Annotated in this window: 24 protein-coding genes and 1 riboswitch; of the genes, 15 read left to right on the top strand and 9 right to left on the bottom strand. The window is 38.4% G+C overall.

Translation table 11 applies throughout. From position 1 onward, the window contains the following. Positions 1–113: 113 nt before the first annotated feature. From ACQKNZ_RS17295 to ACQKNZ_RS17320, 6 genes are all read left to right on the top strand, one after another. Positions 114–1,286, top strand: coding sequence for an alanyl-tRNA editing protein (locus ACQKNZ_RS17295; RefSeq protein ID WP_427660864.1), 1,173 nt, complete (start codon positions 114–116; stop codon positions 1,284–1,286). A 63-nt stretch (positions 1,287–1,349) separates the two neighbouring features. Further along, on the top strand, positions 1,350–1,784 hold the full coding sequence (locus ACQKNZ_RS17300) for a hypothetical protein (protein ID WP_191697370.1): 435 nt from the start codon (positions 1,350–1,352) through the stop codon (positions 1,782–1,784). A gap of 153 nt (positions 1,785–1,937) precedes the next feature. Continuing rightward, on the top strand, positions 1,938–2,342 hold the full coding sequence (locus tag ACQKNZ_RS17305) for a MarR family winged helix-turn-helix transcriptional regulator (protein ID WP_144540086.1): 405 nt from the start codon (positions 1,938–1,940) through the stop codon (positions 2,340–2,342). A gap of 6 nt (positions 2,343–2,348) precedes the next feature. After that, entirely contained in the window at positions 2,349–3,524 is a 1,176-nt protein-coding gene (locus ACQKNZ_RS17310) for an MFS transporter (RefSeq protein WP_427660866.1), read from the top strand. A gap of 194 nt (positions 3,525–3,718) precedes the next feature. Continuing rightward, on the top strand, positions 3,719–4,255 hold the full coding sequence (locus ACQKNZ_RS17315; RefSeq protein WP_427660868.1) for a superoxide dismutase family protein: 537 nt from the start codon (positions 3,719–3,721) through the stop codon (positions 4,253–4,255). A gap of 17 nt (positions 4,256–4,272) precedes the next feature. Further along, entirely contained in the window at positions 4,273–5,355 is a 1,083-nt protein-coding gene (locus ACQKNZ_RS17320; protein WP_427660870.1) for a CAP-associated domain-containing protein, read from the top strand. 52 nt (positions 5,356–5,407) lie between these two features. On the opposite strand, the gene nfsA is transcribed toward ACQKNZ_RS17320, so the two are convergent. The 3 genes from nfsA to adh all read right to left on the bottom strand — a co-directional run bounded on the left by nfsA (position 5,408) and on the right by adh (position 8,255). Beyond that, the gene (gene nfsA, locus ACQKNZ_RS17325; RefSeq protein WP_427660872.1) at positions 5,408–6,139 is read right to left on the bottom strand and encodes an oxygen-insensitive NADPH nitroreductase; all 732 of its coding nucleotides are present in this window, start codon (positions 6,137–6,139) and stop codon (positions 5,408–5,410) included. A gap of 206 nt (positions 6,140–6,345) precedes the next feature. Beyond that, entirely contained in the window at positions 6,346–6,708 is a 363-nt protein-coding gene (locus ACQKNZ_RS17330; protein WP_144540310.1) for a DUF779 domain-containing protein, read from the bottom strand. Positions 6,709–6,734: 26 nt separating this feature from the next. Continuing rightward, entirely contained in the window at positions 6,735–8,255 is a 1,521-nt protein-coding gene (adh, locus tag ACQKNZ_RS17335) for an aldehyde dehydrogenase (RefSeq protein ID WP_427660874.1), read from the bottom strand. Between the two features lie 314 nt (positions 8,256–8,569). On the opposite strand from adh, the gene ACQKNZ_RS17340 reads away from it, so the two are divergent. Beyond that, positions 8,570–9,466 carry a YitT family protein gene (locus ACQKNZ_RS17340; protein ID WP_404814897.1) on the top strand — a complete coding sequence of 299 codons (897 nt, stop codon included), beginning with the start codon at positions 8,570–8,572 and terminating at the stop codon, positions 9,464–9,466. 352 nt (positions 9,467–9,818) lie between these two features. Here the strand turns inward: ACQKNZ_RS17340 and ACQKNZ_RS17345 are convergent, their stop codons facing one another. From ACQKNZ_RS17345 to ACQKNZ_RS17355, 3 genes are all read right to left on the bottom strand, one after another. After that, a complete protein-coding gene (locus ACQKNZ_RS17345) occupies positions 9,819–11,336 on the bottom strand; it encodes an acetyl-CoA hydrolase/transferase family protein (RefSeq protein ID WP_427660876.1) in 1,518 nt (505 codons plus the stop codon). Between the two features lie 227 nt (positions 11,337–11,563). Continuing rightward, entirely contained in the window at positions 11,564–12,208 is a 645-nt protein-coding gene (locus ACQKNZ_RS17350; RefSeq protein ID WP_144540100.1) for a LytTR family DNA-binding domain-containing protein, read from the bottom strand. A 25-nt stretch (positions 12,209–12,233) separates the two neighbouring features. Beyond that, positions 12,234–13,187: a TRM11 family SAM-dependent methyltransferase gene (locus ACQKNZ_RS17355; RefSeq protein ID WP_427660879.1), complete on the bottom strand. Its 954-nt coding sequence runs from the start codon at positions 13,185–13,187 to the stop codon at positions 12,234–12,236. Positions 13,188–13,344: 157 nt separating this feature from the next. Between ACQKNZ_RS17355 and ACQKNZ_RS17360 the strand changes: the two genes are divergently transcribed. Beyond that, positions 13,345–15,003: an FAD-binding dehydrogenase gene (locus ACQKNZ_RS17360; protein WP_427660881.1), complete on the top strand. Its 1,659-nt coding sequence runs from the start codon at positions 13,345–13,347 to the stop codon at positions 15,001–15,003. A 104-nt stretch (positions 15,004–15,107) separates the two neighbouring features. On the opposite strand, the gene ACQKNZ_RS17365 is transcribed toward ACQKNZ_RS17360, so the two are convergent. Then, positions 15,108–15,917, bottom strand: coding sequence for a serine hydrolase (locus tag ACQKNZ_RS17365; RefSeq protein WP_427660883.1), 810 nt, complete (start codon positions 15,915–15,917; stop codon positions 15,108–15,110). A gap of 94 nt (positions 15,918–16,011) precedes the next feature. Between ACQKNZ_RS17365 and ACQKNZ_RS17370 the strand changes: the two genes are divergently transcribed. Further along, positions 16,012–16,908 (top strand): AraC family transcriptional regulator, encoded by an 897-nt coding sequence (locus ACQKNZ_RS17370; protein ID WP_340863922.1) that lies wholly within the window; start codon positions 16,012–16,014, stop codon positions 16,906–16,908. Positions 16,909–17,116: 208 nt separating this feature from the next. Here the strand turns inward: ACQKNZ_RS17370 and ACQKNZ_RS17375 are convergent, their stop codons facing one another. After that, entirely contained in the window at positions 17,117–18,349 is a 1,233-nt protein-coding gene (locus ACQKNZ_RS17375) for an MFS transporter (RefSeq protein WP_427660885.1), read from the bottom strand. 102 nt (positions 18,350–18,451) lie between these two features. After that, positions 18,452–18,640, top strand: a riboswitch (cobalamin riboswitch). 270 nt (positions 18,641–18,910) lie between these two features. Here ACQKNZ_RS17375 and ACQKNZ_RS17380 point away from each other — a divergent pair. Then, positions 18,911–19,087, top strand: a complete 177-nt coding sequence (locus tag ACQKNZ_RS17380) for a hypothetical protein (RefSeq protein WP_427660887.1) — start codon at positions 18,911–18,913, stop codon at positions 19,085–19,087. 347 nt (positions 19,088–19,434) lie between these two features. Here ACQKNZ_RS17380 and ACQKNZ_RS17385 read toward each other — a convergent pair whose 3' ends face one another. Then, positions 19,435–19,611, bottom strand: coding sequence for a hypothetical protein (locus tag ACQKNZ_RS17385; RefSeq protein ID WP_427660889.1), 177 nt, complete (start codon positions 19,609–19,611; stop codon positions 19,435–19,437). A gap of 334 nt (positions 19,612–19,945) precedes the next feature. Between ACQKNZ_RS17385 and ACQKNZ_RS17390 the strand changes: the two genes are divergently transcribed. From ACQKNZ_RS17390 to ACQKNZ_RS17410, 5 genes are all read left to right on the top strand, one after another. Further along, positions 19,946–20,863, top strand: coding sequence for a metal ABC transporter solute-binding protein, Zn/Mn family (locus tag ACQKNZ_RS17390; RefSeq protein ID WP_427660891.1), 918 nt, complete (start codon positions 19,946–19,948; stop codon positions 20,861–20,863). Between the two features lie 11 nt (positions 20,864–20,874). After that, the gene (locus tag ACQKNZ_RS17395; RefSeq protein WP_427660893.1) at positions 20,875–21,624 is read left to right on the top strand and encodes a metal ABC transporter ATP-binding protein; all 750 of its coding nucleotides are present in this window, start codon (positions 20,875–20,877) and stop codon (positions 21,622–21,624) included. Between the two features lie 15 nt (positions 21,625–21,639). Beyond that, positions 21,640–22,533 carry a metal ABC transporter permease gene (locus tag ACQKNZ_RS17400; protein WP_427660895.1) on the top strand — a complete coding sequence of 298 codons (894 nt, stop codon included), beginning with the start codon at positions 21,640–21,642 and terminating at the stop codon, positions 22,531–22,533. Further along, the gene (locus ACQKNZ_RS17405; RefSeq protein ID WP_427660897.1) at positions 22,526–23,413 is read left to right on the top strand and encodes a metal ABC transporter permease; all 888 of its coding nucleotides are present in this window, start codon (positions 22,526–22,528) and stop codon (positions 23,411–23,413) included. The genes ACQKNZ_RS17400 and ACQKNZ_RS17405 overlap by 8 nt, the downstream gene beginning before the upstream one ends. Before the next feature lie 71 nt (positions 23,414–23,484). Continuing rightward, positions 23,485–25,410: a GTP-binding protein gene (locus ACQKNZ_RS17410; RefSeq protein ID WP_427660900.1), complete on the top strand. Its 1,926-nt coding sequence runs from the start codon at positions 23,485–23,487 to the stop codon at positions 25,408–25,410. The last annotated feature ends 3 nt before the right edge of the window (positions 25,411–25,413 follow it).

Below are 25,413 nucleotides of genomic sequence, written 5' to 3' on the forward strand. Positions count from 1 at the left end.
TTAAAATACATAAATTAACCATTTGAATATGAAAAATGAAGGATTTTAAAAGAAGCGGGATATATACAGTATTAGAGGAAGAACTATCCTCATAAAACAAGGGAGCTAATGAAATGACTAAAAAATTATATTACGAAGATCCTTATCTAACTACCTTTACTGCCAATATCGTAAAACAAGAACCGGAATATGTGGTTATTTCAGAAACAGCTTTCTATCCTACAGGTGGTGGGCAGCCATGTGATTTAGGTAGATTAAACGGTATTTCAGTGATCAATGTAGAAGTGGTAAATGATGAAATCAGACATTTTCTTGCCGAACCGCTAGATCCGGATATTACAAAAATTGAAGGAAAGATTGAATGGTCAAGACGTTTCGACCATATGCAGCAGCATGCTGGTCAACACATATTATCTGCAGCGTTCGCCGAGCTTTTCCAGCTGCAAACAGTAAGCTTCCACCTAGGCAAAGAAAGTGTCACTATAGATTTAGATGTACCCGAGATTTCTGCTGAGCAATTACAAGAAGTAGAGGATTTAGCCAATCAAATTATCCTAGAAAACCGTCCTATTGAAACAAAGTGGGTTACGGAGGAGGAGCTAGCTCAATATAATTTACGTAAGGCGACAAGTGTAAAGGAAGATATTCGATTAGTCATTATCCCTGATTATGATTACAATGCTTGCGGGGGGATCCATCCCTCTACTACCGGACAAGTGAGCTCGATCAAAATTCTACAAACTGAGAAACAAAAGCGCCAAGTTCGTGTAGAATTTGTTTGTGGACAAAGGGTTATAACTCAGTTTCATCGTAAGCATTCCATCCTGCTCAATCTGATTAGCACTCTTAGCACACCTGAGGAAAAACTGGAGGACGCAGCAAATAGCATCCTATTCACAAATAAATCACTAGAAAAACAAATAACTGAATTAAACAACAAAATCCTTCAATATGAAGCGAAAGATTTATTAAATGAGTCTAATAATGAAGTTATAGGTGTCACCTTTGAAAATAGAACTAACCAGGATCTTCAAAAGCTAGCTCGCTTCCTTGTGGAGGAGTCACCTAACTCATTGTGTATTTTTGTATCACATAATGATGAAAAGCTTCAAGTTGTGGTGGCCAAGGGGAAAAACAGAGAAGAAAATATGAAATTATGGATTCAGCAAATAATACTTCCTATAAACGGCAAAGGTGGTGGCAACGAAATGATTGCTCAGGGAGGTGGAGAGGCATTACTTTCTAGTGCTGACCTTTTAAACAACGCTTTAACCCATGTTAGGTAATACCGTGCCAATTAACTCCTTCATACATATACTAATTTGACTAAGTAGAAGGAGGGCTTTAATTTGACAAATCAATTTAATTTTCCAGGTGGATTTCCGGGAGGACCCGGAGGACCACCTGGCGGGCAGGGCATTCCAGGCTTCCCTGGGATACCTGGGATGCCTGGGATGCCAGGTTTCCCTAATAGACCTCCTGGCGGTCAAGGGAGCCCCGGTAGACCTCCTGGGCAAAATACTCAAGGAGGTGCTCCAACTAGCCCTCCTCCCTCGTTTGTTCCCCAACAAAGACAGGATGTAGGCGTTTTTGCAGTTGACCCTGGTGCTATAAGAAGCTGCCTATTTCGCAACACGTATATTTGGTTGAACAACGGTAGAAGCTTTTGGATTTTCCCAACGTATGTGGGAAGAAACTCTGTATCTGGTTTCCGCTGGAACGGTTTTCGCTGGACCTTCTACGGAACTGATCTTGGAAGAATTACATCCTTTCAATGTTTTTAAAAGAAGCCGAGTTTTCTCGGCTTTTTCTAATGCTATTAAGTGTATAGGTTAAAATAATGTCATTTTCTTCTAATTCACTTTACAAATTTTGTCCTACGAATTAAAATAGAAACTTAGCTAGTTAAATATATTTCCAGATAAGGAGTCATTAAGATGACAAATCCACTTATTCATGAGCTTTTTCAAAAGACTCGTTTTTTATCCTATGAAAGTAACAAAACGCTAAAGGATTATAGTCTTTATTCCTCCCAATGGTCGGTCTTAAACTGTGTTTATAAACATACCGAGATGACATTGACTCAAATTTGGAAGTATTTAAATGTAGAAGCACCTACTATTACCCGCACAGTCAATCGATTAGCCACTTTAGGCTGGTTAGACATAAAGACTGGAAAAGATCGTCGCGAAAAAATAGTTAGGCTCTCAACTAAAGCTCTACAGGAATTCCCTAATATCGAAAGCTCCATGAATGCTTTTGAAAACGAAATGCTTTCTGCCCTTTCTAAAGAAGAGCAAGAGCTTTTTATGGGATTGCTAAAAAAAATTAACAAGGAGTAATGTTTTTTGAGTAACAAGGAACCAATATGGACCAAACCTTTTATCAGTTTGTTCAGTACAAACTTCTCCATATTTATCATTTTCTATGGCTTAGTAACCGTCCTTCCTCTTTACGCTACAGATGTATTAGATCGTTCGGATGAAGAGGCTGGCTTACTAATGACCATCTTTTTATTATCTGCAATCATTATGCGTCCATTTACCGGTAAGCTTTTAGATATAGCTGGCAAGAGAAAAATGCTCTGGATTAGCTTAATTTTATACTTGATATGTACAGTGTTGTATTACTTCATAGAGCCCTTTACTATCTTACTTGCTTTACGATTTGTACAAGGTATCTGGTTTAGTATCGCCACAACTGCAAGTGGCTCTCTGGCAGCAGATAATATTCCACCATCTAGACGCGGTGCAGGTTTAGGGTACTTTACTATGTCTACTAACTTAGCGGTAGTAGTTGGCCCTTTCATAGCACTAACGATTGTACAATATTTCTCCTATGATATATTCTTTATTGCTATGAGTGTACTTCTACTGATTGGTGCTTTATCAGCATTATCTATTCCAGCAGAAAAACAGCCAGCAGTACCACCTGTAAAAACAAGAATGACACTAAATGATTTATTTGAGAAAAGATCTTTACCAATAGCATTAATCGGTAGCTTGATTGCTTTTTCATATGCAAGTATTCTTTCTTATTTATCTATTTACTCACAGCAAAAAGGTGTACTGCATCTAACAAGTAGCTTCTTTGCCGTATTTGCTATCGTGATGCTTGTTACTCGACCGTTCACCGGAAGAATTTTTGACGAAAAAGGGCCTAGATACATAATAATACCTGGATTAATATCCTTTATGTTTGGACTAATTTTATTGGCATATATGGATAGCCCTTTTACATTTTTATTATCTGGTGCTTTTATTGGTCTAGGATACGGAGCAGTTGTGCCTAGCTTCCAAACGCTAGCTATTCAATCTACTACTCATGAACGGAGCGGATATGCAACTGCTACCTTCTTTACATTGTTTGATACAGGCATCGCTATAGGGTCTTTTGTTCTCGGCATTGTCGCATCTAAGCTGGGTTACCAAGGTCTCTATCTATTATCTAGCGGCATTGTTGTTTTGACATTGATTGTATTCTTAATGCGAATGAAACAATTGAGAGCTAACCTTTATAAATAAAATTGTTTTACTTCATTTGGACATGCATTCCTTTACTATATAACTATACTAATAATCGAATCTAATATTCTAAATACAAAGCACAATGCAGAATAAACAACTGCATTGTGCTTTTAATTTAAATAGATGTATATAAACCCTATATTTGGTAAGACTTATGTGGAATTATAATTATAAAATTAGGAGGGGCATAAGTGTATAAACATATTGTAGGCACTATAGTACTAACTAGTGTTTTATTAGCTGGATGTAGCTTTTCTTCAGTTGATGCCAACTTAAGTGAAAAGGTTGATGTTTCATTGATTAATACAGAAGGTAAACAAGTAGGAACTGCCACCCTTTCAGAAACCTCCAAGGGTACCCATATCTTGTTAAAAGCAGAGGGGCTTACTCCTGGAGTAAAGGCCATCCATTTTCATGAGACCGCCAGCTGTGAGAAGCCAACATTTGAATCAGCGGGAAGCCATTTTAACCCCGCTGGAAAAGAACATGGTTTTCAAAATCCAAAAGGATACCATGCAGGGGATTTGCCAAATATTGAGGTAGATAAGGATGGAACTATAGAATTAGAAACAATCTCACCTGCAGTAGTATTAACGCAAGGGAAAAGTAATTCTTTGTTAGACGCTGATGGTAGTGCTATTGTTATTCATGAAGGTGCTGATGATTATAAAACCGACCCTGCAGGGAATTCTGGCAAAAGAATCGTATGTGGAGAAATTAAGAAATAAGTTGGAGTGTGAAACGCGTGAGAAAAGTAGGCTGGTTTCTTCTTTTGTTAGTAGCCATTTTCTTCTCAAGACCGTTGTGGGAAGAATATACAACTGAATATGTTGATCTCTCTTTTCTTCAGCCTGTAGATGAATGGATAGATTCTATGGAGGTTGGTCAGTATCTTAATGAGGCAAAGGCATACTGGCAAGAGATGAAATCTACTCCTACATCATCACCCACTGAAACAAACATCCCTCTTTCTGATACTGGCATTGAGCTAGATCAGATTAAGATGGGTATGAAAAAAAGTGAGATTGAAACGATATACGGTAAAGCCCAAAGAGTTAGCTTAAACGAATATGGCTTAGTTTGGCATACTCATCATGAAAACTACCAAAACTTTATGATGATCTCTTATGACTCACAAAATAAAGTAAATGCCATGTTCACCAATCAACCTTCTAACTCTATGTTTTTAGGATTGACTATGGATAGCAACAGAGATCAAGTTGTTGCAGCTTTAGGTGAGCCTATTAAACGTTTGAAAAAAGGTAACATTGTCTACCTCCTGCCAGACTCTGGTGAGTATGATCTGTTTTTGATAAATAACAGCTATATTACATTTTTTTATGATATACATGAGAGCAGTACGATTACAGCGATTCAAATTGTAGAAGAATCTGTAGAAAAAAACCATAAAGCAACCTTTGGTGAACCTTCTGAGGAACTCAAAAAAGGATTTGAATATCAGCTTTTCGATTTAACAAATGCAGCACGTGCCATTCGAGGTTTACCTATCCTTACATACGATGAACCAGTAAGTGATACGGCACGAAAGCATAGTGAAGATATGGCTATTCATAATTATTTTAGTCATGATAACTTACAGGGTCTGACCCCCTTTGAACGAATGGAGCAGGATGGTCTTAGCTTTACCTATGCTGGTGAGAATTTAGCATATGGACAAAGCAGCAGCATCTTTGCACATGAGGGACTAATGAACTCACTTGGTCATCGCAAAAATATTTTAAGCCCGAACTATAGGAACCTAGGAGTAGGTACTGCATTTAATGATACAGCTACTCCCTACTACACGGAAAACTTTTTTACAAAATAAAAAGCAATGAAAGAGGATCTCGACTAATTTCGAGATCCTCTTCTTTTAATACTCATTTTAAGTTAAATCCTTTGCTCGCTAAAAATTTCTTCATATGAGGTCTCCGAGGGCTTTCTAAAAAATCTGCCATTTGATTTGTCCAAGTAGATACTTTTTGATTTGACCCACGGCTCAAGTAATATTCCTTCATCGTTTCATCGTATACTTTTAAAAGTTCAGCGTACTTATCAGAATCATAATCATTTTCATGTAAAATAGCCTCTACTGGTAATCTTGGCTTTACCTCGTTATGTTGATCTGGTACCCCTAAGGTGATTGCAAAAAGTGGGAATACTCCCTCTGGCAGATTAAACATAGTGCTTATTTCATCAGGGGCATTTCTAACCCCACCAATATAACAAATCCCATAGCCCTTGTCTTCAGCTGCAATAACAAGATTTTGAGCGAACAATGCAACGTCTACCGCTCCTACTAACACGTTTTCAGTAGTATCGATTGTTATTTCCTTCTCTTGTATTTCCCCTGCTGCTTGCAATCGATTAAAGTCTGCACACATTAATAGAGCTGCTCCCGCAGTGCTAAATTGTGTAGGATTTTTGGATAGTCTACCTAGCTCTTTTCTTTTCTCCTCATCCGAGACCCATATAACACTATAGGCTTGTACAAAGTGAGAGCTTGCTGCATGCTGTGCTGTTTCTATAAGCTCTGCAACTTCTTCTCTTGATAGCTGGTAGTCCTTATATTTTCTTACGGAAGCATGTGCTCGTAACAGTTCTTTCACCATCTGATTTCCTTCTTTCTTTGTGTGTTGTAATTTTAGTATAGCTTAATTTATTTTAGGAATGAAACAAAGCAAACTATAGCATTGAAAAGATAGCTTAAGCGTCTTAATACAAATAAAATGGAGAGAGTAAGATCGAGCTCTCCTATTTAGTAAATCAAATAAAATAAGCACAGAAAGAGGGATATCCATTTCTGTGCTTACTATTATTATTTTCTACTACTAAGCTGGCTGTTTTCTTCAGAGGTAAATGCCCTAGACCTTGTTAAGAAACGTTTGCCCTCCACCCCTTCGAGTGAAAACATTCCTCCTCTTCCTTCTACCACATCTATGATGAGTTGTGTGTGCTGCCAGTAGTCAAACTGATTTTTATGCATATAAAACGGCACATCGCCGATATATCCAAGGAGTGTGTCCTGATCTCCTACAATTAGCTCTCCATTTGGATAACACATAGGAGAGGAACCATCACAACATCCTCCTGATTGATGAAACATCAATGGACCGTGCTTACTTTTCAATAATTCAATTAGCTCTAGTGCAGTAGCTGTTGCGATAACTCGTTCAACGATATACACGCACCCTCTCTTATTTTTGCTTAAAAGAACCCTAATTTGTTTTCACTATAGCTCACTAATAGATTTTTTGTTTGTTGATAATGACTGAGCATCATCAAGTGGTTTTCTCGTCCTATTCCAGACATTTTATAGCCACCGAAAGCCGCATGGGCAGGATACTGATGATAGCAATTTGTCCATACCCGCCCTGCTTGAATGGCACGTCCAAAACGATACGCAATATTCATATTGCGTGTCCATATTCCAGAACCTAAGCCATATAAGGTGTCATTTGCTATTTCCAATGCCTCTTCTTTCGTTTTAAAAGTGGTAACGGATACCACTGGTCCAAAAATCTCTTCCTGGAATATACGCATTTTGTTATGACCTTTGAAGACAGTTGGCTTGATGTAATACCCTTCTGCCAAATCACCCTCTAATGTATTACGTTCTCCACCGATTAAGCATTCTGCACCCTCTTGTTTTCCAATATCTAAATAGGAAAGGATTTTTTCCATTTGTTCAGTAGAAGCCTGGGCTCCCATCATTACATTCGGATCAAGAGGATTCCCTATATTAATAGATTCCACCCGGGCTAGTACCCTCTCCATAAATTTATCGTAAATAGACTCTTGAATAAGCACCCTAGAAGGACATGTACATACCTCGCCTTGGTTAAGGGCAAACAATACAAAGCCTTCTATCGCTTTATCTAAAAATGCATCATCTTCATCCATTATGTCCTCAAAGAAGATATTTGGTGATTTACCTCCAAGCTCTAAAGTTACTGGAATAAGATTTTGAGAAGCATACTGCATGATTAAACGACCAGTAGTAGTTTCACCAGTAAAAGCAATCTTACTAATTCTAGGACTAGACGCTAAAGGTTTACCTGCCTCCAAGCCAAATCCGTTTACGATATTTACTACTCCCGGAGGAATTAAGTCCTCAATTAACTCCATTAGCACCATTATAGATACTGGCGTTTGCTCTGCTGGTTTTAGTACCACGCAGTTACCTGCCGCTAATGCAGGAGCAAGCTTCCATACCGCCATTAGAATTGGAAAGTTCCAAGGGATAATTTGTCCAACTACACCAAGTGGCTCATGGAAATGATAAGCAACCGTATCCTTGTCAATTTGACTCAATTTGCCTTCTTGTGCTCTTATTACACCTGCGAAGTATCGGAAATGGTCAATAGCTAAGGGTAAATCTGCATTTAACGTTTCTCTTACAGCTTTACCATTGTCCCATGTTTCTGCAACAGCCAGCATCTCTAAGTTCTCTTCTAAACGGTTCGCAATTTTGTTTAAAATGTTCGAGCGTTCTGTGACTGAGGTCATACCCCATGCATCCTTAGCAGCATGAGCAGCATCTAATGCCAATTCAATATCTTCCGCAGTGGAGCGTGCAACTTGGGTAAACACTTTCCCTGTCACCGGGGTAACATTCTCAAAGTACTGTCCCTTTACTGGTGGCGTCCACTCTCCGTTAATATAATTTTCATACTTGTCCTTAAAGGAAACCTTTGCCCCATCTGTATTTGGAAATGCATAAACCAACTTATATTCCTCCCTTTTTTATTAGCGCATTTAAATAGTATGCAAAAAAATAATTATGTATGCGCTTACAAAATATGTTTTTTATCACACGAGCTTTCTGAAAAGATAGGTTTATTGAACTCCCTTCCTTCTATTAAAGCTAACCTAAAGTTATATTAACAGACTTTAATAAATTTTTAAACTATTTAGATAACGATAGTGTTAAATAGTATTTTTTAGATTATTTTATTAATATATTGGATTACTCTTTTAATTATTTGAATTTTTTTATAAAATAGAAGAATGGCTATTTTTTTAGAAAAGAGGAGATTAAATTGAGTGAAGTAGCGATTGAGCTAGCAAAGTTAAAAGTACCCCACAGAAGAACCCCCAAAAAAGTTGTTGCTGGACGAATGATTATGATAGCTATTGGAGCTATCTTGATGGCGGTCGGCCTAGAACTTTTCTTAGTCCCCAATCAAATTCTCGATGGTGGAGTTGTAGGAGTTTCTATCATCATTTCACACTTAACAGGAGTTAGATTAGGAATTTTTATCTTCATATTAAACATCCCATTCTTTTTCCTAGGCTACAAACAAATCGGGAAAACCTTTGCCCTTTCTACCCTTTTCGGTATTACTATACTGTCTCTCTGCACCTCTTATTTGCATCATATCGATCCCTTTACAAAGGATTTACTGTTATCTACAGTATTTGGAGGCATCGTTCTTGGTGTTGGTGTAGGATTAGTTATACGTAACGGAGGATCATTGGATGGTTCCGAAATACTAGCTATTTTATTTAATAAGTCCTTACCCTTTTCCGTTGGGGAAATTATTATGATTATCAATCTTGTGATATTCTCCATAGCAGGATTTGTCTTCAATTGGGAGCAAGCTATGTATTCTTTTTTAGCCTACTTTGTAGCATTTAAAACGATTGATATAGTTATACAAGGTTTGGATGAATCTAAGTCCGTCTTCATCATTAGTGAAAAGGTAGAGGATATTGGAGACACTGTAATGGACCGTCTCGGCCGTGGAGTAACCTATCTACATGGAGAAGGCGCTTATACAGGAGACAGTAAGAAGGTAATCTTTACCGTTGTCACTCGATTAGAGGAGGCCAAGCTAAAATCTATTGTGGAAGAGATAGATTCCCATGCCTTTTTAGCAGTAGGTAACATCGCCGAGGTTCAAGGCGGTAGATTTAAGAAAAAAGACATTCATTAATGAAAAGCTAAAGAGACATTTCTTATTGTTTCGGTATGTTTGAGTAAAGACTTATCAATATCAATACTAAGGAAATCTTGAGAGGATATCCGTGACTTGAGTCACGAATACCCTCTTTTTCAATAATCTAAGGACGTTTGTCTGTCCATTGCCCTTCTTCTATGTCCAGACTCCTTAACCGGTGCTACATATGTGTGATTGGAGCGACAGGCGGCGGAACGCGTCCGGCGAAAGCGGAAATCAGCAATCTATCATTCATGCTTTTCATGTATGTTTATGGGATGGATACAAATAATCACTCATTGTCTTTAAATTTAAAATCCGTATCCAACAATAGGATACGGGTTCTCTCTTATGCTAATGATTCTTCTTTGTCTAACATAGTTCCTGTTTCTGCAAACTTTGAATGGAAAGAGAATGCCTTCTCCAATACATGTGGAGTTTGTCCGCCTCTAGAAAGCGCCTCCACAAAATAACTACTTAGCTGATCTCTGTACATCGGGTGCACACAATTATTAATGATTAATGACGCTCGCTCACGAGGTGCTAAACCACGTAGGTCTGCATAGCCTTGTTCTGTCACTACTACATCTACATCATGCTCCGTGTGATCCACATGTGAAACAAATGGAACGATACTAGAGACATTACCGCCTTTAGCAATAGACTTTGTTACAAAAATAGCTACCTTGGCGTTTCGTGCAAAATCTCCAGAACCACCAATACCATTCATCATTTTTGTTCCGCAAACGTGAGTGGAGTTAACATTTCCATATATATCAAACTCTAATGCTGTATTAATCGAGATTAGACCAAGACGACGAATTACTTCAGGATGATTCGTGATCTCCTGTGGTCTTAGTACTAGCTTGTCACGATACTGATCGAAGTTGCCAAATACCTGTTCCATCTTTTCATCTGATAGAGTAATCGAGCACCCAGAAGCAAAATCTACCTTACCCGCATCTATCAAATCAAAAACAGAGTCTTGTAATACTTCTGAGTATACTTCAAGGTTCTTAAACTCCGAATCAATCATTCCATGTAACACCGCATTTGCTACCGAGCCTATACCTGCTTGAATAGGCGCTAGCTTTTCTGTTAATCTTCCAGCTTTTACTTCCTCACGAAGGAAAGCTAGTAAATGGTCTGCCATTTCCTTTGTTTCCTCATCAGGTGGAACAATTGTAGACGGAGAGTCCGTATACTTAGTAAAAACTATCCCCTTAACCTTAGAAGCATCAAAAGGAATACCGATTGTTCCAATACGTTCACCTACAGAGCTTACAGGAATTGGCTTTCTATTCTCTCCTTGTGGTGCCGGTTCGTAAACATCATGTAAGCCTTCAAATTCTTCTAGTTGTGCTACGTTTATTTCAATAACAATATTATTTGCATGGGTAACGAAGGTCGCAGAATTACCTACTGAAGTAGTTGGTATAATCATCCCATCCTCAGTAATTGAAACCGCTTCCACAATAGCGAAGTCGACTGTCGGTAAAACTCCATTACGAATTAATTCGGATGTATGAGACAAGTGCTGATCAACAAATAGATGATCACCTGCATTAATGTGCTTTCTCATAGTTGCATCCGCCTGGAATGGTAAACGTTTGTTGATGATTCCTGCTTCTGATAGAAGCTTATCTATATCAGAACCTACAGAGGCCCCCGTAAAAATATTCACTTTAAATGTTTCTTTTTTCGCTCTCTCTACTAATGCTAATGGAACCGCCTTCGCATCACCCGCACGTGTAAATCCACTTAAACCCAATGTCATTCCATCTTGGATCCAGGAAGCAGCTTCTTCTGCGCTTACTATTAAGTCGTGTAGTTTTGAATTTTTTACACGATTAAGATTTTTTAACATACAGACACATCCCCCTCGTTCGTTGCCTTGTCTAATTATTTTATCGTGTATCGTCACAAATTTGATAAAAACAGTCGAAGACACTTTTAAAGCGGATAAAACAGAAAAAACAATGACTAAAACAGAGAAAATTTTTTTAAAAATTCATATTTGACCGTCTCAGAAAAAGGAACAAATAAAAAAAGCTTGAATAAAAAGAGATTATCCCCTTATCCAAGCTTTGTAATTTAAAATCCTAATAATTTCCTAAAATAGCTAGAGTATGATTGACTGACAGATACCTTCTCTCCCGTATGCATAGCTAATACAAAGGTTGAATGAGTATCTGGGTATATTTCTTTAATCTGATGAACATTGACGATAAAAGAGCGGTGGCAGCGAATAAAGGACTCTCTTGGCAGTCTATATTCAAAGTCCTGTAAAGAACCTGCATGGGTGCCAGTAAAATCTTTCGTCACGATATGTGTCTTTCGATCTCTTGCTTCCAAATAGATAACATCTGAAAAAGGGACAGGCATCCAACCATCTAGCGTTTTGATGGTGATAACGGATTTCCCATCAGTTAAAGCAGGATAGATGGCTAATACAGTTCCCTCCACCTCACCATTATGCTGCAAGGGTACAGCCATTCCATGATAAGGAACGCCAAACATTTCTCGATTGATAAACTCAGAGACCTTTTGGTTACTATGCAACGCTTTATACGCTAGTGTTCCTTCTTTTATAGGGTCACCTGGTTTTATCTTTAAGTCTATGCGTGTGCTTGGTCTATAGTATATGTATTTTTCTTTATCCGAGACGGCTATCGATATCTCATCAGAAAATAATTGACCAACTACATCTAAAAGTCCACCTAGAGAGAGCTCTTGCATCCTTTCCTCCCCTTTCTAATACTTTTCACTCACAAACTAAAATTTCTCGCTCAAACTGTTGTTTTGTTGTAGTACAACGATCCTTTATATGAAGTCCAATTGATTTTAATCGATCGTCCATAGATTCAATCGTCACAATCACTACCCGCTTAGCAATTCTTTTCGCGTGCGTTAATATGGTCAATTGTTCTTCCCATGAAGCATGAGTATATAGATTATATGGTAAATCAATGATTGCAACGTCATAGGTTTCCTCAATATCTTGAATCGCACCCTTTTTCACATCGCCTGTTAATCCAAAGTATTCTAGATTTTCTCTTGAGCCTATACAAACTAGCGGGTTAATATCTCTTCCTACAATATCAATTCCCATAGACCGAGCCTCTACCAGCACCGTTCCAATACCACAGCAAGGATCGATTGCTCGAATACTAGCTGGATGAGGAACAGCAATATTAGCTACAGCTCTCGCTACTCTCGTACTAAGTGCAGTAGAATATTCTCTCGGTTTTTTTATATGATTAAACCAGATGGGCTCACTTTTTTTATATGTCCCAAAATACCAGCGCTTTTCATAGGGAACAACAGCAAACAGTTGATCTGGATTATGAAGATCAAAATCCCCCATCATTTCAGAGCCAATAGCTCGTTCAATTTGAAGTCGCTCATTGTTTTGGATCTTATCGTCTCCTTGCCTATCATTTATCTTGAGAAAGACCACCTTGTTTGTCTCCCCCTCTTTACCAAATAGATGGGCAGTAGTAATAATTTCTTCTATAGTATCTCCCTCTGCTAATATGTCGATTCTTCCCTTCATAAAAGGGCTTCGACTAGGATTTATCCTTATATCACTTCTCAGTATTTTCTTTTCTGTATCATATCCAAAAAAAGAGCGCATCTCTAGATGACAAAGAGAGCGTTCTGCATCGTTGTATGCAAATGTATAAATAAATGACGGATACTCGTTTGAATTTTTCAACGTATTACCTCCAATAATATTTCCATTATAACATGGGTCACTTTTCAAAGTCTGTTATCATAACCCAATAGTTAATTAGCATAAAAAGGAAGTATAATAGTATTAGGTTAATTATTTTCAGAACTATTTGTATATTTTTGAAAAAGGGGATAGGAGAATGAATTTTGATGTAATTGTGGTTGGAGCAGGATTAGCTGGGCTGGTTGCCACGACCGAACTAACCGATGCTGGGAAGCGGGTTTTGCTATTAGACCAAGAACCAGAAAGCTCTCTAGGCGGACAAGCCTGGTGGTCATTTGGAGGGCTCTTTCTTGTAGACTCACCTGAGCAAAGAAGAATGGGCATTAAGGATTCCTATGAGCTTGCTTGGCAGGACTGGTTAGGAACGGCAGGGTTTGATGGCGATAATGAGGAAGAATACTGGGCAAAAAAATGGGCAGAGGCTTATGTACGTTTTGCCTATGAAGAAAAAAGAGCCTGGTTGCATGAAAAAGGGGTTCGATTCTTTCCGGTAGTCGGATGGGCAGAGCGAGGAGGATATTTAGCAGATGGGCATGGCAATTCAGTTCCTCGGTTCCATATTGTTTGGGGCACTGGTCCCGGCATCATCTCTCCTTTTGAAAAACGTGTGCGAGAAGCAATTTCAGAGGGGTTAGTTACTTATAAGCCACGTCATCGAGTAGATAGTCTACTTACTAATAATAATGGAGTGACTGGTGTAGGCGGATCTATTTTAGTGGCAAGTAACGTAGAAAGAGGACAAGCCAGTTCAAGAGAAGTGATTGATCAGTTTGAGTTCTTTTCTAAAGCCGTGGTAGTTACAAGTGGAGGTATTGGAGCTAACCATGACCTGGTTCGTCAAAATTGGCCAAAACGCCTTGGACCCCCTCCTCTTAACATGATTTCAGGTGTTCCAGAGTATGTAGACGGCCGAATGATGGAAATTGCAGAAAAAGCCGGTGGTCGTTTGGTCAATAAGGATCGAATGTGGCACTACACTGAAGGTATTAAGAATTGGGATCCAATATGGAAGGAACATGGAATCCGTATCCTGCCTGGTCCCTCATCCATTTGGTTGGATGCAGAGGGCAATCGCTTTCCCGCGCCAAACTTCCCTGGCTTCGATACATTAGGTACATTAAAGGCCATTCAAGATACTGGATATGATTACTCTTGGTTTATCCTCACAGAAAAAATAATTGAAAAAGAATTTGCATTATCTGGCTCAGAGCAAAATCCTGACCTTACTAAAAAAAGCATCAAACAAGTGCTAAAACGTATTTTACCTGGCCCAACTGCTCCAGTTAAAGCTTTCATGGATAAGGGAGAAGACTTTGTCGTCGCTTCAAATTTAAAAGAACTTGTCGAAGGAATGAATAAAATTACCGGCAATAGCTTATTAAATTACGAAAGTATAGAAAAGCAGATTATAGCTCGTGACCGGGAGATGGATAATAAGTTTACAAAGGATCTTCAAATCACTGCCTTAAGAGGATCTCGTCATTACATTGGAGACAGGCTTATTCGTGTAGCAGCTCCTCATAAAATATTGGACAGTAAAAATGGTCCCTTGATTGCTGTTCGTTTGAATATTCTAACCCGTAAAACATTAGGTGGGCTCCAAACAGATTTAGGCGGTCGTGTCCTAAATTCAGAAGGATATCCTGTTCCTGGCCTCTATGCCGCTGGTGAGGTCACAGGCTTTGGTGGCGGAGGAATGCATGGATATCGTTCTTTGGAGGGAACCTTTTTAGGAGGCTGTCTTTTCACAGGAAGAGAAACAGGGAGAGCTTTAGCCAAAGAACTATCCGAATGAACATATAAAAAACTTTGACCATCAATCAGTCAAAGTTTTTTCCTTTTATACAGTTTCTTTTTCTTTTAAGAATATTAATATACACACGAAGGAATAGTTATTCTCTATTCTCCTTTACACAAGTACTGATATATTTCATAGCCTATTTGAGAAAGAATCCTTTTGGCGAGAACGTCATCCTCCTTCTCCGAAAGCACGGTTGCAACTAATTTTCTATCTCCTACAAAAAATATTCCCACATCATGTCGAGTACCCGGTATCCAACCTCCTTTATTTGCGAATTCCCAAGCAGGCATCCCATTATCAAAGTTAGAGTATGGAGAAGGAAGCTTCTCTGGTAAACAATCTCTCATCTGTTGTTTTTTCATGATTTCTATCATCTGCTTGCTTGCTTGTTCACTAACAATCTCTCCTTGAGCTATTTTAGTCAGCAAGATACCAACATCTTTTGCAGCAATACGATTTGTGCCATGTGGATTTGGCTTACTCAACATAAGCTTGTTATAAAATGTACTATGTTCCATACCAGCTTCTTTCATCGTCTGTTGAATATTTTCTACTCCAACTAAATCTATTAAAAGATTCGTTGCTGTATTGTCGCTTTGAATAATCATCAGAAGTATGATATCTGATAGTGGTAGTGAAGTACCTGGAGTTAAATGCTGAAGAACTCCAGAGCCCCCCACATACTCATCCTTATCCAATATTATCAAATCTGATAATGATAGTTCAAGACGTTCCACCGCTCGAAAAACTGCAACCATTATTGGTACCTTAATCACACTCGCTGCGTAAAACAGCTCTTGTTCATTGTATTCCCACTTATCTCCTGTATTTAAATCCTCTAATACAATTCCCCAAGTTCCCTTGGAAGGTTTAATCAACTTTTGAACCTTACTTATAAGCTCCTCCATTATCCATCCCCCTCTAGTCAATCTCTTTCTTTTATTATAGACTATTATATATTATATTTTTTGAAAATTTAAATTTTATGGAGAGTATTTTACAATGACGCAACTATTACAAAAGGTAATTGACTATATAGATGATCATATTAAGGAAGATATAAGTACTGATACCCTATCAAAGCTTATCGGTTATTCTCCCTTTCATTTTTCTCGTATTTTTCATCAAACTATTGGTTATACACCGATGGATTATGTACAAAAAAGGAAGCTACAATATGCTTTGGTAGATTTGATAATGGGGAAAAGAATTATTGATATAGCATTTGAGTATGGATTTGAAACACATGCCGGCTTTACTAAATCATTTAAGCGCTGTTTCGGTAGTCCCCCAAGCCTATATAAGATGCATTGTCCCATTTCGTTACCCCAAAGGCTATGCTTAGAAAGTCTTCTACAAAAGAAAACAGGGGGAATAGTTCTTCAGCCTAAGATTCTTTCTATGTCTCCTTTTACAGTCGCAGGAAAAACTTTTGAAACACGCTTAAGGAATATAGCCTATACAAGAGATGCTCCTGCCTTTTGGGATCAAAGAATATCTTCCGAAGAATCTATTGAGACCACTCTATATAATCTCCTGTCCCCTAAAAAGCATGGTGAATACTGCTTTAATCTTAGTGGACCTGAGCTAGAAGATCATTTCACATATTTATTTGCGGTAAATTTTGACGAGGGAACAACGATCCCAGAGGGAATTCTTAAGTTTCATGTCAAAGCTTCTACATATGCGGTATTTAAAACACCTATGGTTCCAAAAGAGCAATTTGTTTCCTCTATCAAAGGAACTTGGCAATATATTTTAGAGGACTGGCTACCAGACTCTCATTATGAAGTAGATGAAGATAGCTATGATTTTGAATACTATGATGAACACTGCCATGATTGGGAGTACGACAAAATCTACATGGAGATATACCTTCCGGTTAAGGAGAAACAATAAATATAGAACAAGTTTATTTTCCGATTTAGGAGGTTGCTTTTAGCCGGAGAAAATCCAGCTCAAACAAGCATATGTAGAATTTCTTTCTATTTGCTAAATAGAACTGGTTATCAATACTCCATCAGGTTTCCTCCATACAAAAAAGACCATGAACATAGTATTGTGTTCATGGTAGCTAAAATTTCTATACCTGCTGGTCTTTATATTGTTATTCCCGACCCTTAGCTCTCTTCAAAAGTATGTGATATAAAAACAGGACTGGACTTAAAATTACGGCACTTACAATGATGGCAGTCCTAATGGCAAAGGTTGTGGCAATATATCCAATAACAGGCCCACCACTTATTTGTCCAATGGCATCCACTTGACCTTTGACTGAGAAAAACGTTGCTCGAGTCGAGGAATCTGGAATGATTTTATTTAACCAAATATCCTCCAATGGGTACATTACTTTTCGACTCACTTGAATTAAGACATAGCAAATAAACAAGCCAATGAAATACTTCGAAACTGCAAAGCCGATTAATGCTACCACTATACTGAAGCTACCAATAAAAAGACCGATATATATCGTTCGCAGATCCTGATAAATTGTACTTTTATTTAGAAAGTGAAGTATTGCAAATGACACGAGTACTATCACCAGCTGAATACCACCAGTCAATAACACTAGCTGTTCATTTGGCAAACTGGTTATTCTAGCCATCTCCAGTAGATGGGTAAGCCACAAACGATCAAAGCCCTCGCTATAAAAACCTATAAACAGAGCAATTAGAAATAGCATTCGCAGGATAAAGCTTGCTTTTGAATAATGAATGATTTTCCCTAAACTCTCTTTCATTGTCTCCAATGTATTAATTCTTTCAGTTATTTTTATTGGTTTAAAATGATTCTCTTTCATAAAAATTATAAGAAAAATAGCCAAGCCTATCATACATACGCCTCCCACAATAATAGGAAGATTAATCATGTAGTAACCGGTTAAAATACTTAACGGAATGGCAATTAATTGGCCCAAATTTCCAGCCTTAGCTCCCCTCATATATGCTAAAGAGGCCTTCTCTTCTCCTATTTCATCTGCAATCCAAGCTTGCTGTGATCCGCTTGTAAAGGTATAGCCTATCCCCCATGCCACCTGGGCCAATAAAACCGTTATAAAATAAGGAAACAAACCCTCCAATAAAAAACCCGTCCCTATCAAAAAATAACCAATAATAATGGACAGCTTCCGGCTTTTTAAGTCAGATATGACGCCTGTTGGAATTTCAAAAAGAAATACGGTTAGCTCTAACACAGTTCCCACTAAAACAAGCTGCAACGGATCCAGCTTAACAACGCTTACTTGATACAACAGATTGACTGTAAATATATAAGTAAAAAATAATTGCGATAGAAAGCAAATATGAATATACAGCCGATACGAATCTTTCATTCTAATCATTTCCCTCACCTCTCTATTGATTATAAAAAGGGAAACCATCGGCCGCTTATCCAAATTTGCTATAATGAATACCTTTCTTTATGTTATAGTGAAAGAACAATTAAATAATGTGTAGATTTAGGTGTTCTTTTGTTAGCAAGAGAACTTAAAAGGGAAGTTCGGTGAAAGACCGACGCTGTCCCGCAACTGTAAATGGGAGCGATTCTTTATAAACCACTGTAAGGTTACTACGGGAAGGAAAGAAGAGCGATGAACATGAGCCAGGAGACCTGCCTATTTCAAGTACACACCACAAGCCTACGCGGATAGGGGGTGTTAAGTGCAGCTATGTACAAGCAATAGCTTGAAAATACTGTCGTACGAAAAACATAATAAAATCACTGGAGCTATTGGGCTCCTGTTTTCAGTGTGGATTTTATTGAGTTTCCAAGCGTACTGACCATTAAATCATACTAACTAGCATCTTCTTTTTTATAAAAGAGGATGCTTTTTTATGTTAAAGGCGAAAGGATTTTGAAAATGAGAAAAGAGATTTTTATTGAACAATATAAACAAGTATTAATGACAAATTATGTTGCAAGTACATCAATATCTCTACAGTCTATCTATGATGAAATGAAAAAAGAAATTGAACTTAGTTCAACCTGGAGTATGAACGAAAAAAATATTTTTCTTCAAAATCTCATTGATGCCCATCATCAGATTAAAAATGAAATTTCAGGGAAATTGGAGGAATAAGTAAAGCGCATTCGCACGCTTCCAAAATGGTTTTGCCAATATTAACTTTGAAAAAAAGAATATATCTAAATTCTAGCTCCATGAACCCAGTGTTCAATTTATTTGGTTCGTCCAACGATCATCATTCATTGTATCTATTTATCAAACCAAAAGGCTCTCTTCTATTGGAGTGGCAGGCGGAGACTCCAGTGGAGGATCGCAAGCCACGGGTACCGCTCGCCGCGCCGAACGCATCCGCCTAAAGCTAAATCAAGCATGTCCCGAGTCATTTCAATACAAGTAGGATCTTAATTAAGGATATAAAAAACGAACCAAATGAGATTAATCATGTGGTTCGTTTTTTTGATTTAAAGGTCTTGGTAATCCCTTTGATATTTCCCGCCGTCTTTAACTTCTGAATGGTACAAAGCTTTAAGAGCAAAGCTTTTTTCTAGGTCATGCTCCTTCATTACTTTCTTCAATCTTTTTGCTAAGTCAGGACTAAATTTTACTAGCTCTTCCATTTTAGATTTTGAATATTGCATATCGTTACCTCCCTACTATCATTGTTCATACAGTATAGCACTTGTATAAAATACATACGAAAAAATAAAGGTTTTTCGAGTATCTCCTTTTTGGAATTCTTTCTAAACAAAATGCCCCTCACTTGCGTATTCTGCCCCAGATTTTCTTAACAACATATAGTCACCTTTTTTTCATTTTTACATAAAGTACTTTGACAATTCAAAAAAGAAGTGTTAACCTATTGAACAAATCTTTCCTTAAGGAAATTTATTATCATAAAAGAAAATAATATTTTTTTAGTCTAAAAGTTTCCTCAAGGAAATACTTTATAACAAAGGAAAAGGAGTGTGCTAAGTGAAAAAGATCTTATTTTTATTTATTGTGGCTGTTTTATTGGTTGGCTGTGGTAACAATAACGCAGGGGGTTCTGGGGAAGAAAAACCACTTGTCGTTACAACTACAGGGCAAATTGCTGATGCCGTAAGGATAATTGCTGGAGATTCTGTGGAGGTAAAATCCTTAATGGGCCCTGGTGTAGATCCACATCTTTATAAGGCTACTCAAGGCGATTTACAAGTATTAGAGGATGCAGATATTATTTTTTATAATGGTCTAGCTCTTGAGGGGAAAATGAGTGATATTTTTGAAAAAATGCAGAAGGACAAATCTGTAGTGGCTATTGGAGAAGTAGTTCCGAAAGATAGAATCTTAAATGACGAGGCTCATCCAGAATTATTTGATCCACATATTTGGTTCGACATTGAGGTTTGGAAATTGGCTACACACGAAATCACAAAATCACTTACGGAGGAATTTTCCACTGATGGAGATCAGTTTGCAGAAAACGAAAGAAAGTTCTTTGAGGAACTAGATGAGCTAAATGGTTGGACGAAGGAACGCATTAGCGAAATCCCCGAAGAGCAACGGGTTCTTGTTACCGCTCATGACGCCTTTAATTACTTTGGTGAAAGCAATGGGATGGAAGTTCGAGGATTACAAGGTCTTAGTACAGATGCTGAATACGGTCTAAAGGATATACAGAATATCGTTAATTTCTTAGTAGAACAAAATATTAAAGCGGTCTTTATCGAATCCAGTGTGTCAGACAAAGCCATGAATGCTGTAATTGAAGGTGCGAAGGAAAAGGGACACACCATACAAATTGGAGGAGAACTGTACTCGGATGCAATGGGAGCTGAAGGTACAGAAGAAGGAACTTATATCGGAATGTATAAGCATAATGTCAATACGATTGTTGATTCACTAAAATAGGAGGTAGCAAAATGAATGCATTACAGGTAAAGAGCTTATCTGTTGCTTACGAGGAAAAAGTTGTGTTGAGCAACATCAGTCTAACCATTCCGAAGGGACTAATCACAGGGATTATTGGACCAAACGGAGCAGGGAAATCTACATTGATTAAAGCCGTGCTAAATCAGCTTCCAAATAAAACCGGCTATGTTGCAATATTAGAGCGTCCGCTGAATCCAAAGAATCATATTGTTGGATATGTTCCTCAGCGTAATGCCGTAGATTGGGACTTTCCAACAAATGCATTGGACGTAGTATTAATGGGCCGATATGGACATATCGGCGTGATGAGAAGACCTTCTTTAAGAGACAAACAAATAGCGCTGAATTGCTTAAGAAACGTAGGAATGGAAGCATTTGCAGAACAATCAATAGGGCAGCTTTCCGGAGGGCAACAACAGCGTGTGTTTTTGGCTAGAGCTCTGGCACAGGAAGCGGAGGTTTACTTCATGGATGAACCATTTGTTGGAGTAGACGCTGCAACTGAAAGAACAATCATTTCCATCTTGAAGGAGTTAAAATCACAAGGAAAATCAGTGTTCGTCGTTCATCATGACTTACAGACAGCAGCTGATTATTTTGATTGGATTGTGTTATTAAATAAAACAACTATAGCTTCTGGTCCTACCGAGGTTACCTTTACACCAGATAACCTACAAGAAGCATACGGTGGTAAGCTATTTTTTATGGATCAAGCTAAGTCAGGAAAAAATGACTTATGAAAGAGGTGACTATTAATGTTATCCGGTAATCTTCTTTGGGTTCTCACTGGAGCTATTCTTTTAGGGGTAGCAGCCGGTTTAAACGGTACATTTGCTTTTCTTCAAAAGCAAAGCTTAGTAGGAGATGCAGCCGCTCATGCTGCACTTCCTGGTATTGCCCTTGCTTATTTAATTTTTGAGAAAAAGGATTTGCCTATCCTCATGATAGGCGCTGCTATCACTGCTGCACTTTCTGTATATATGATTCAATGGATTGTGAATCATTCTAAGCTGAAGGCTGATGCCGCTATTGGATTAATATTATCCGTCTTTTTTGGAATAGGCATTGTATTAATAACAATTGTTAACCAAAGTGGCACTGGTAATCAAAGTGGTTTAAATGACTTTATCTTTGGTAAGGCAGCAACGATGGCAAAAAGTGATCTTATTTGGCTATCTGGCAGCGCCGTATTAATCATCCTTATGTGCTTGTTGTTCTTCAAGGAATGGAAGCTTATGATTTTTGATCCCATCTTTGCAAAGGGGATTGGATTACCTGTGGAGCGTTTACGTACGTTGTTGACCGCATTGACTGTTTTGACAATTGTTACCGGTATTCAGGCAGTAGGGGTTATTTTAATGGCAGCCATGCTTATAATACCTGCAGCCGCTGCAAGATTTTGGTCCAGTCACCTTGGTATAATTTTGGTCATGAGTGCCTTTTTTGGGGCCTTATCGGGAGCTCTCGGCACTATGATTAGCTCTATACGTACTGGCTTGTCCACTGGGCCAATAATCGTTTTAGTAGCCGCAGCTTTGTTTTTAATATCTTACTTTCTCGCTCCAACAAGAGGGTTACTTTCTAAAATACGTAAAAAGCGTTCATTTAAGCGGCAGCGCATAGCCCAAGAGGTGACAAGCAATGAATGAATTTTGGGTTCTTTTAACTGGCTCCCTTGTCGGAATTACTTGTGGCCTAACGGGGGTCTTTCTAATCCTCAGAAAAACTGCCATGATAGCCGATGCCATTAGTCATACAGTGCTGTTTGGAATTGTAGTTGCCTTCATGGTTACACAATCTTTAAATGGCGTTTGGATGCTAATAGGTGCGGCTCTCGCAGGGCTACTGACCACTTTTCTAGTACAGGTGCTTCAATCAGGAGGATTGCAGGAAGACGCGGCTATAGGGGTAGTATTTACTTCACTTTTTGCCTTAGGGGTATTATTAATTACCTTGTTTGCAGGAAACGTTCATTTGGATGTGGAGCATGTACTAATGGGTGAAATAGCATTTGTTCCTTGGGATACTTGGAGTATTTTAGGGTTTGAAATGCCAAAAGCGGTTTGGATGCTATTATTTGTACTATTCCTTAATATTGCTTTTCTAGTTTTATTTTATAAAGAAACTAAACTCTCTACCTTTGATCCTGTGTTCGCTTTATCCATTGGGTTACCTATAATGGGGATGCATTACTCTTACATGACACTTGTCTCCCTTACGACTGTCGCTGCGTTTGATAGCGTGGGGGCAGTATTGGTTGTTGCTATGCTCATCGGACCTGCTGCTACTGCTTATCTAATGAGCAAGAGCGTTCGCGGGATGATTATATGGAGTATGACTTTTGGTATTACAGCAGCTATATCTGGATACTACTTGGCAAAGCTTTGGAACACCTCTATTGCAGGTATGATGGCCGCTATGATTGGCGTTCTATTTATGCTCGTCTTTCTGTTTAAGCCTCATGACGGTTGGGTTTGGAAAGCTGTTAATCGAATGAGGGCAAATGGCTCCAAGGCTCTTTCTAGATAGCACACTATCACCTTTTGTTTATCCTCCCTTTTGCTATAATACAAGGAAGGACGTAAACAAAAGGTGATGTTATGTATAAAACTATAGGAATTCTAGCACACGTCGATGCGGGGAAGACCACTTTTTCAGAACAGCTACTCTTTCATACGAAAACAATTAGACAACGAGGTAGGGTCGACCATAAGGATTCCTTTCTTGATAGTCACTCCATAGAAAAAAACAGAGGTATTACCATTTTTGCTGACCAAGGGGTTTTTTCCTATAATAATTCTACATATTATATTATCGATACACCGGGTCATGTAGATTTTTCTCCTGAAATGGAGCGAGCTATCCAAGTCATGGACTACGCAATCATCATAATAAGTGCCGTTGATGGAATTGAAGGGCATACAGAAACAGTTTGGCAGCTGCTTCGAAAACATAAAATACCTACCTTCTTCTTTATCAACAAAATTGATTACGATGATACTAATGCTGATGCTGTTTTACAGGAGATTTTTGCTAACTTATCGGAGGATGCTTGTCACATAACTAATAGCTATACGGAAGAATTAATTGAATTTATCGCTGAGCGAGATGAAGTTCTTTTGGAAGCTTACATGGAAAATGGATTTGATGAACTACTTTGGACAAAGAAGTTCAAGCAAATGATTGAGGAATGTATCGTATTCCCTTGTGCGTATGGCTCAGCCTTAAAAGATATTGGGGTGTTGGATTTTTTAGAATCTCTCGACAAGCTTACAGACACACACTACAACAACGACCGAGCTTTTACAGCTCAAGTATATAAGATACGGCATGACGAGAGTGGGAATCGGGTAACCTTTCTAAAGGTCTTAAGTGGAAATCTGAGAGTAAGGGATGAAGTGAAAATTGGAAGTGAGCATGAGAAAATAACACAGCTGCGTCAATATAACGGTAGCAAGTTTAAAACAATTGATGAAGCTAATGCCGGTGAACTAGTTGCTGTAACAGGATTAACTGCTGCTTCTATTGGAGATACAATTGGTGCTAATCAAAGTAAGACCCATTTCGATTTGATACCCACTTTAAAGTCAAAGGTAATCTTTGACGATTCCATCCATGTAAAAGAGGTACTAAGATCCTTTAGGCTACTAGATGCTGAAGACCCCTCCTTACGGGTTTATTGGGATGAGTATTTTCAAGAGATTCATGTGCACGTTATGGGTGTTATCCAGCTCGAGGTACTAGTACAAATAGTGAAGGAGCGCTTCCACTATAATGTAACGTTTGGAGAGCCTAAAATTCTTTATAAGGAAACAATCGAAGCACCCGTGAGAGGCTATGGGCACTTTGAACCCTTAAAACATTACGCCGAGGTTCACCTTCTGATCGAACCTATAGGGAGAGGATCTGGGCTGACTTTCGATAATATTTGTCACGCCAATGATTTGTCTATAGGTAACCAGAATCTTGTGAAGCACCACCTTTTAGAGAAGGATCATCATGGAATACTTACGGGCTCTGCACTGACCGATGTTAAAATCACTTTACTGACCGGAAGAGGTCATAATGAACATACCTCTGGTGGCGATTTTAGAGAAGCAACCTACCGAGCCTTACGACAAGGATTAGAAAAGGCTCAAAATATCCTTCTGGAACCTTTTTATGACTACAAAATCAAAGTGGATATGAATTTAATCGGAAGAGTTTTGTCGGATGTTCAGCAAGCTCACGGGACATTTGAGTCTCCAGAAAATACTGGTGATAAGGTTATTATAAAGGGAAGGGTTCCTGTAGCTACTTTTATGAACTACAGCACTACTTTCGCCTCCTTTACTCACGGAAAAGGAACGCTTAGCCTTTTATTTGGTGGCTATGACCGATGCCATAACCAAGAGGCAGTAATAGAAAGAATTGAGTATAACAAAGAGGCAGATCCGGAATACACCTCCACCTCTATCTTTTGTGCAAAGGGCACCGGATATAAGGTTCCTTGGCAGGAGGCAGAAAAAGCGATGCATTGTCTCTAAGAA

The organism is Psychrobacillus sp. NPDC093200 (assembly GCF_050280345.1).
Lineage (GTDB): Bacteria > Bacillota > Bacilli > Bacillales_A > Planococcaceae > Psychrobacillus > Psychrobacillus faecigallinarum.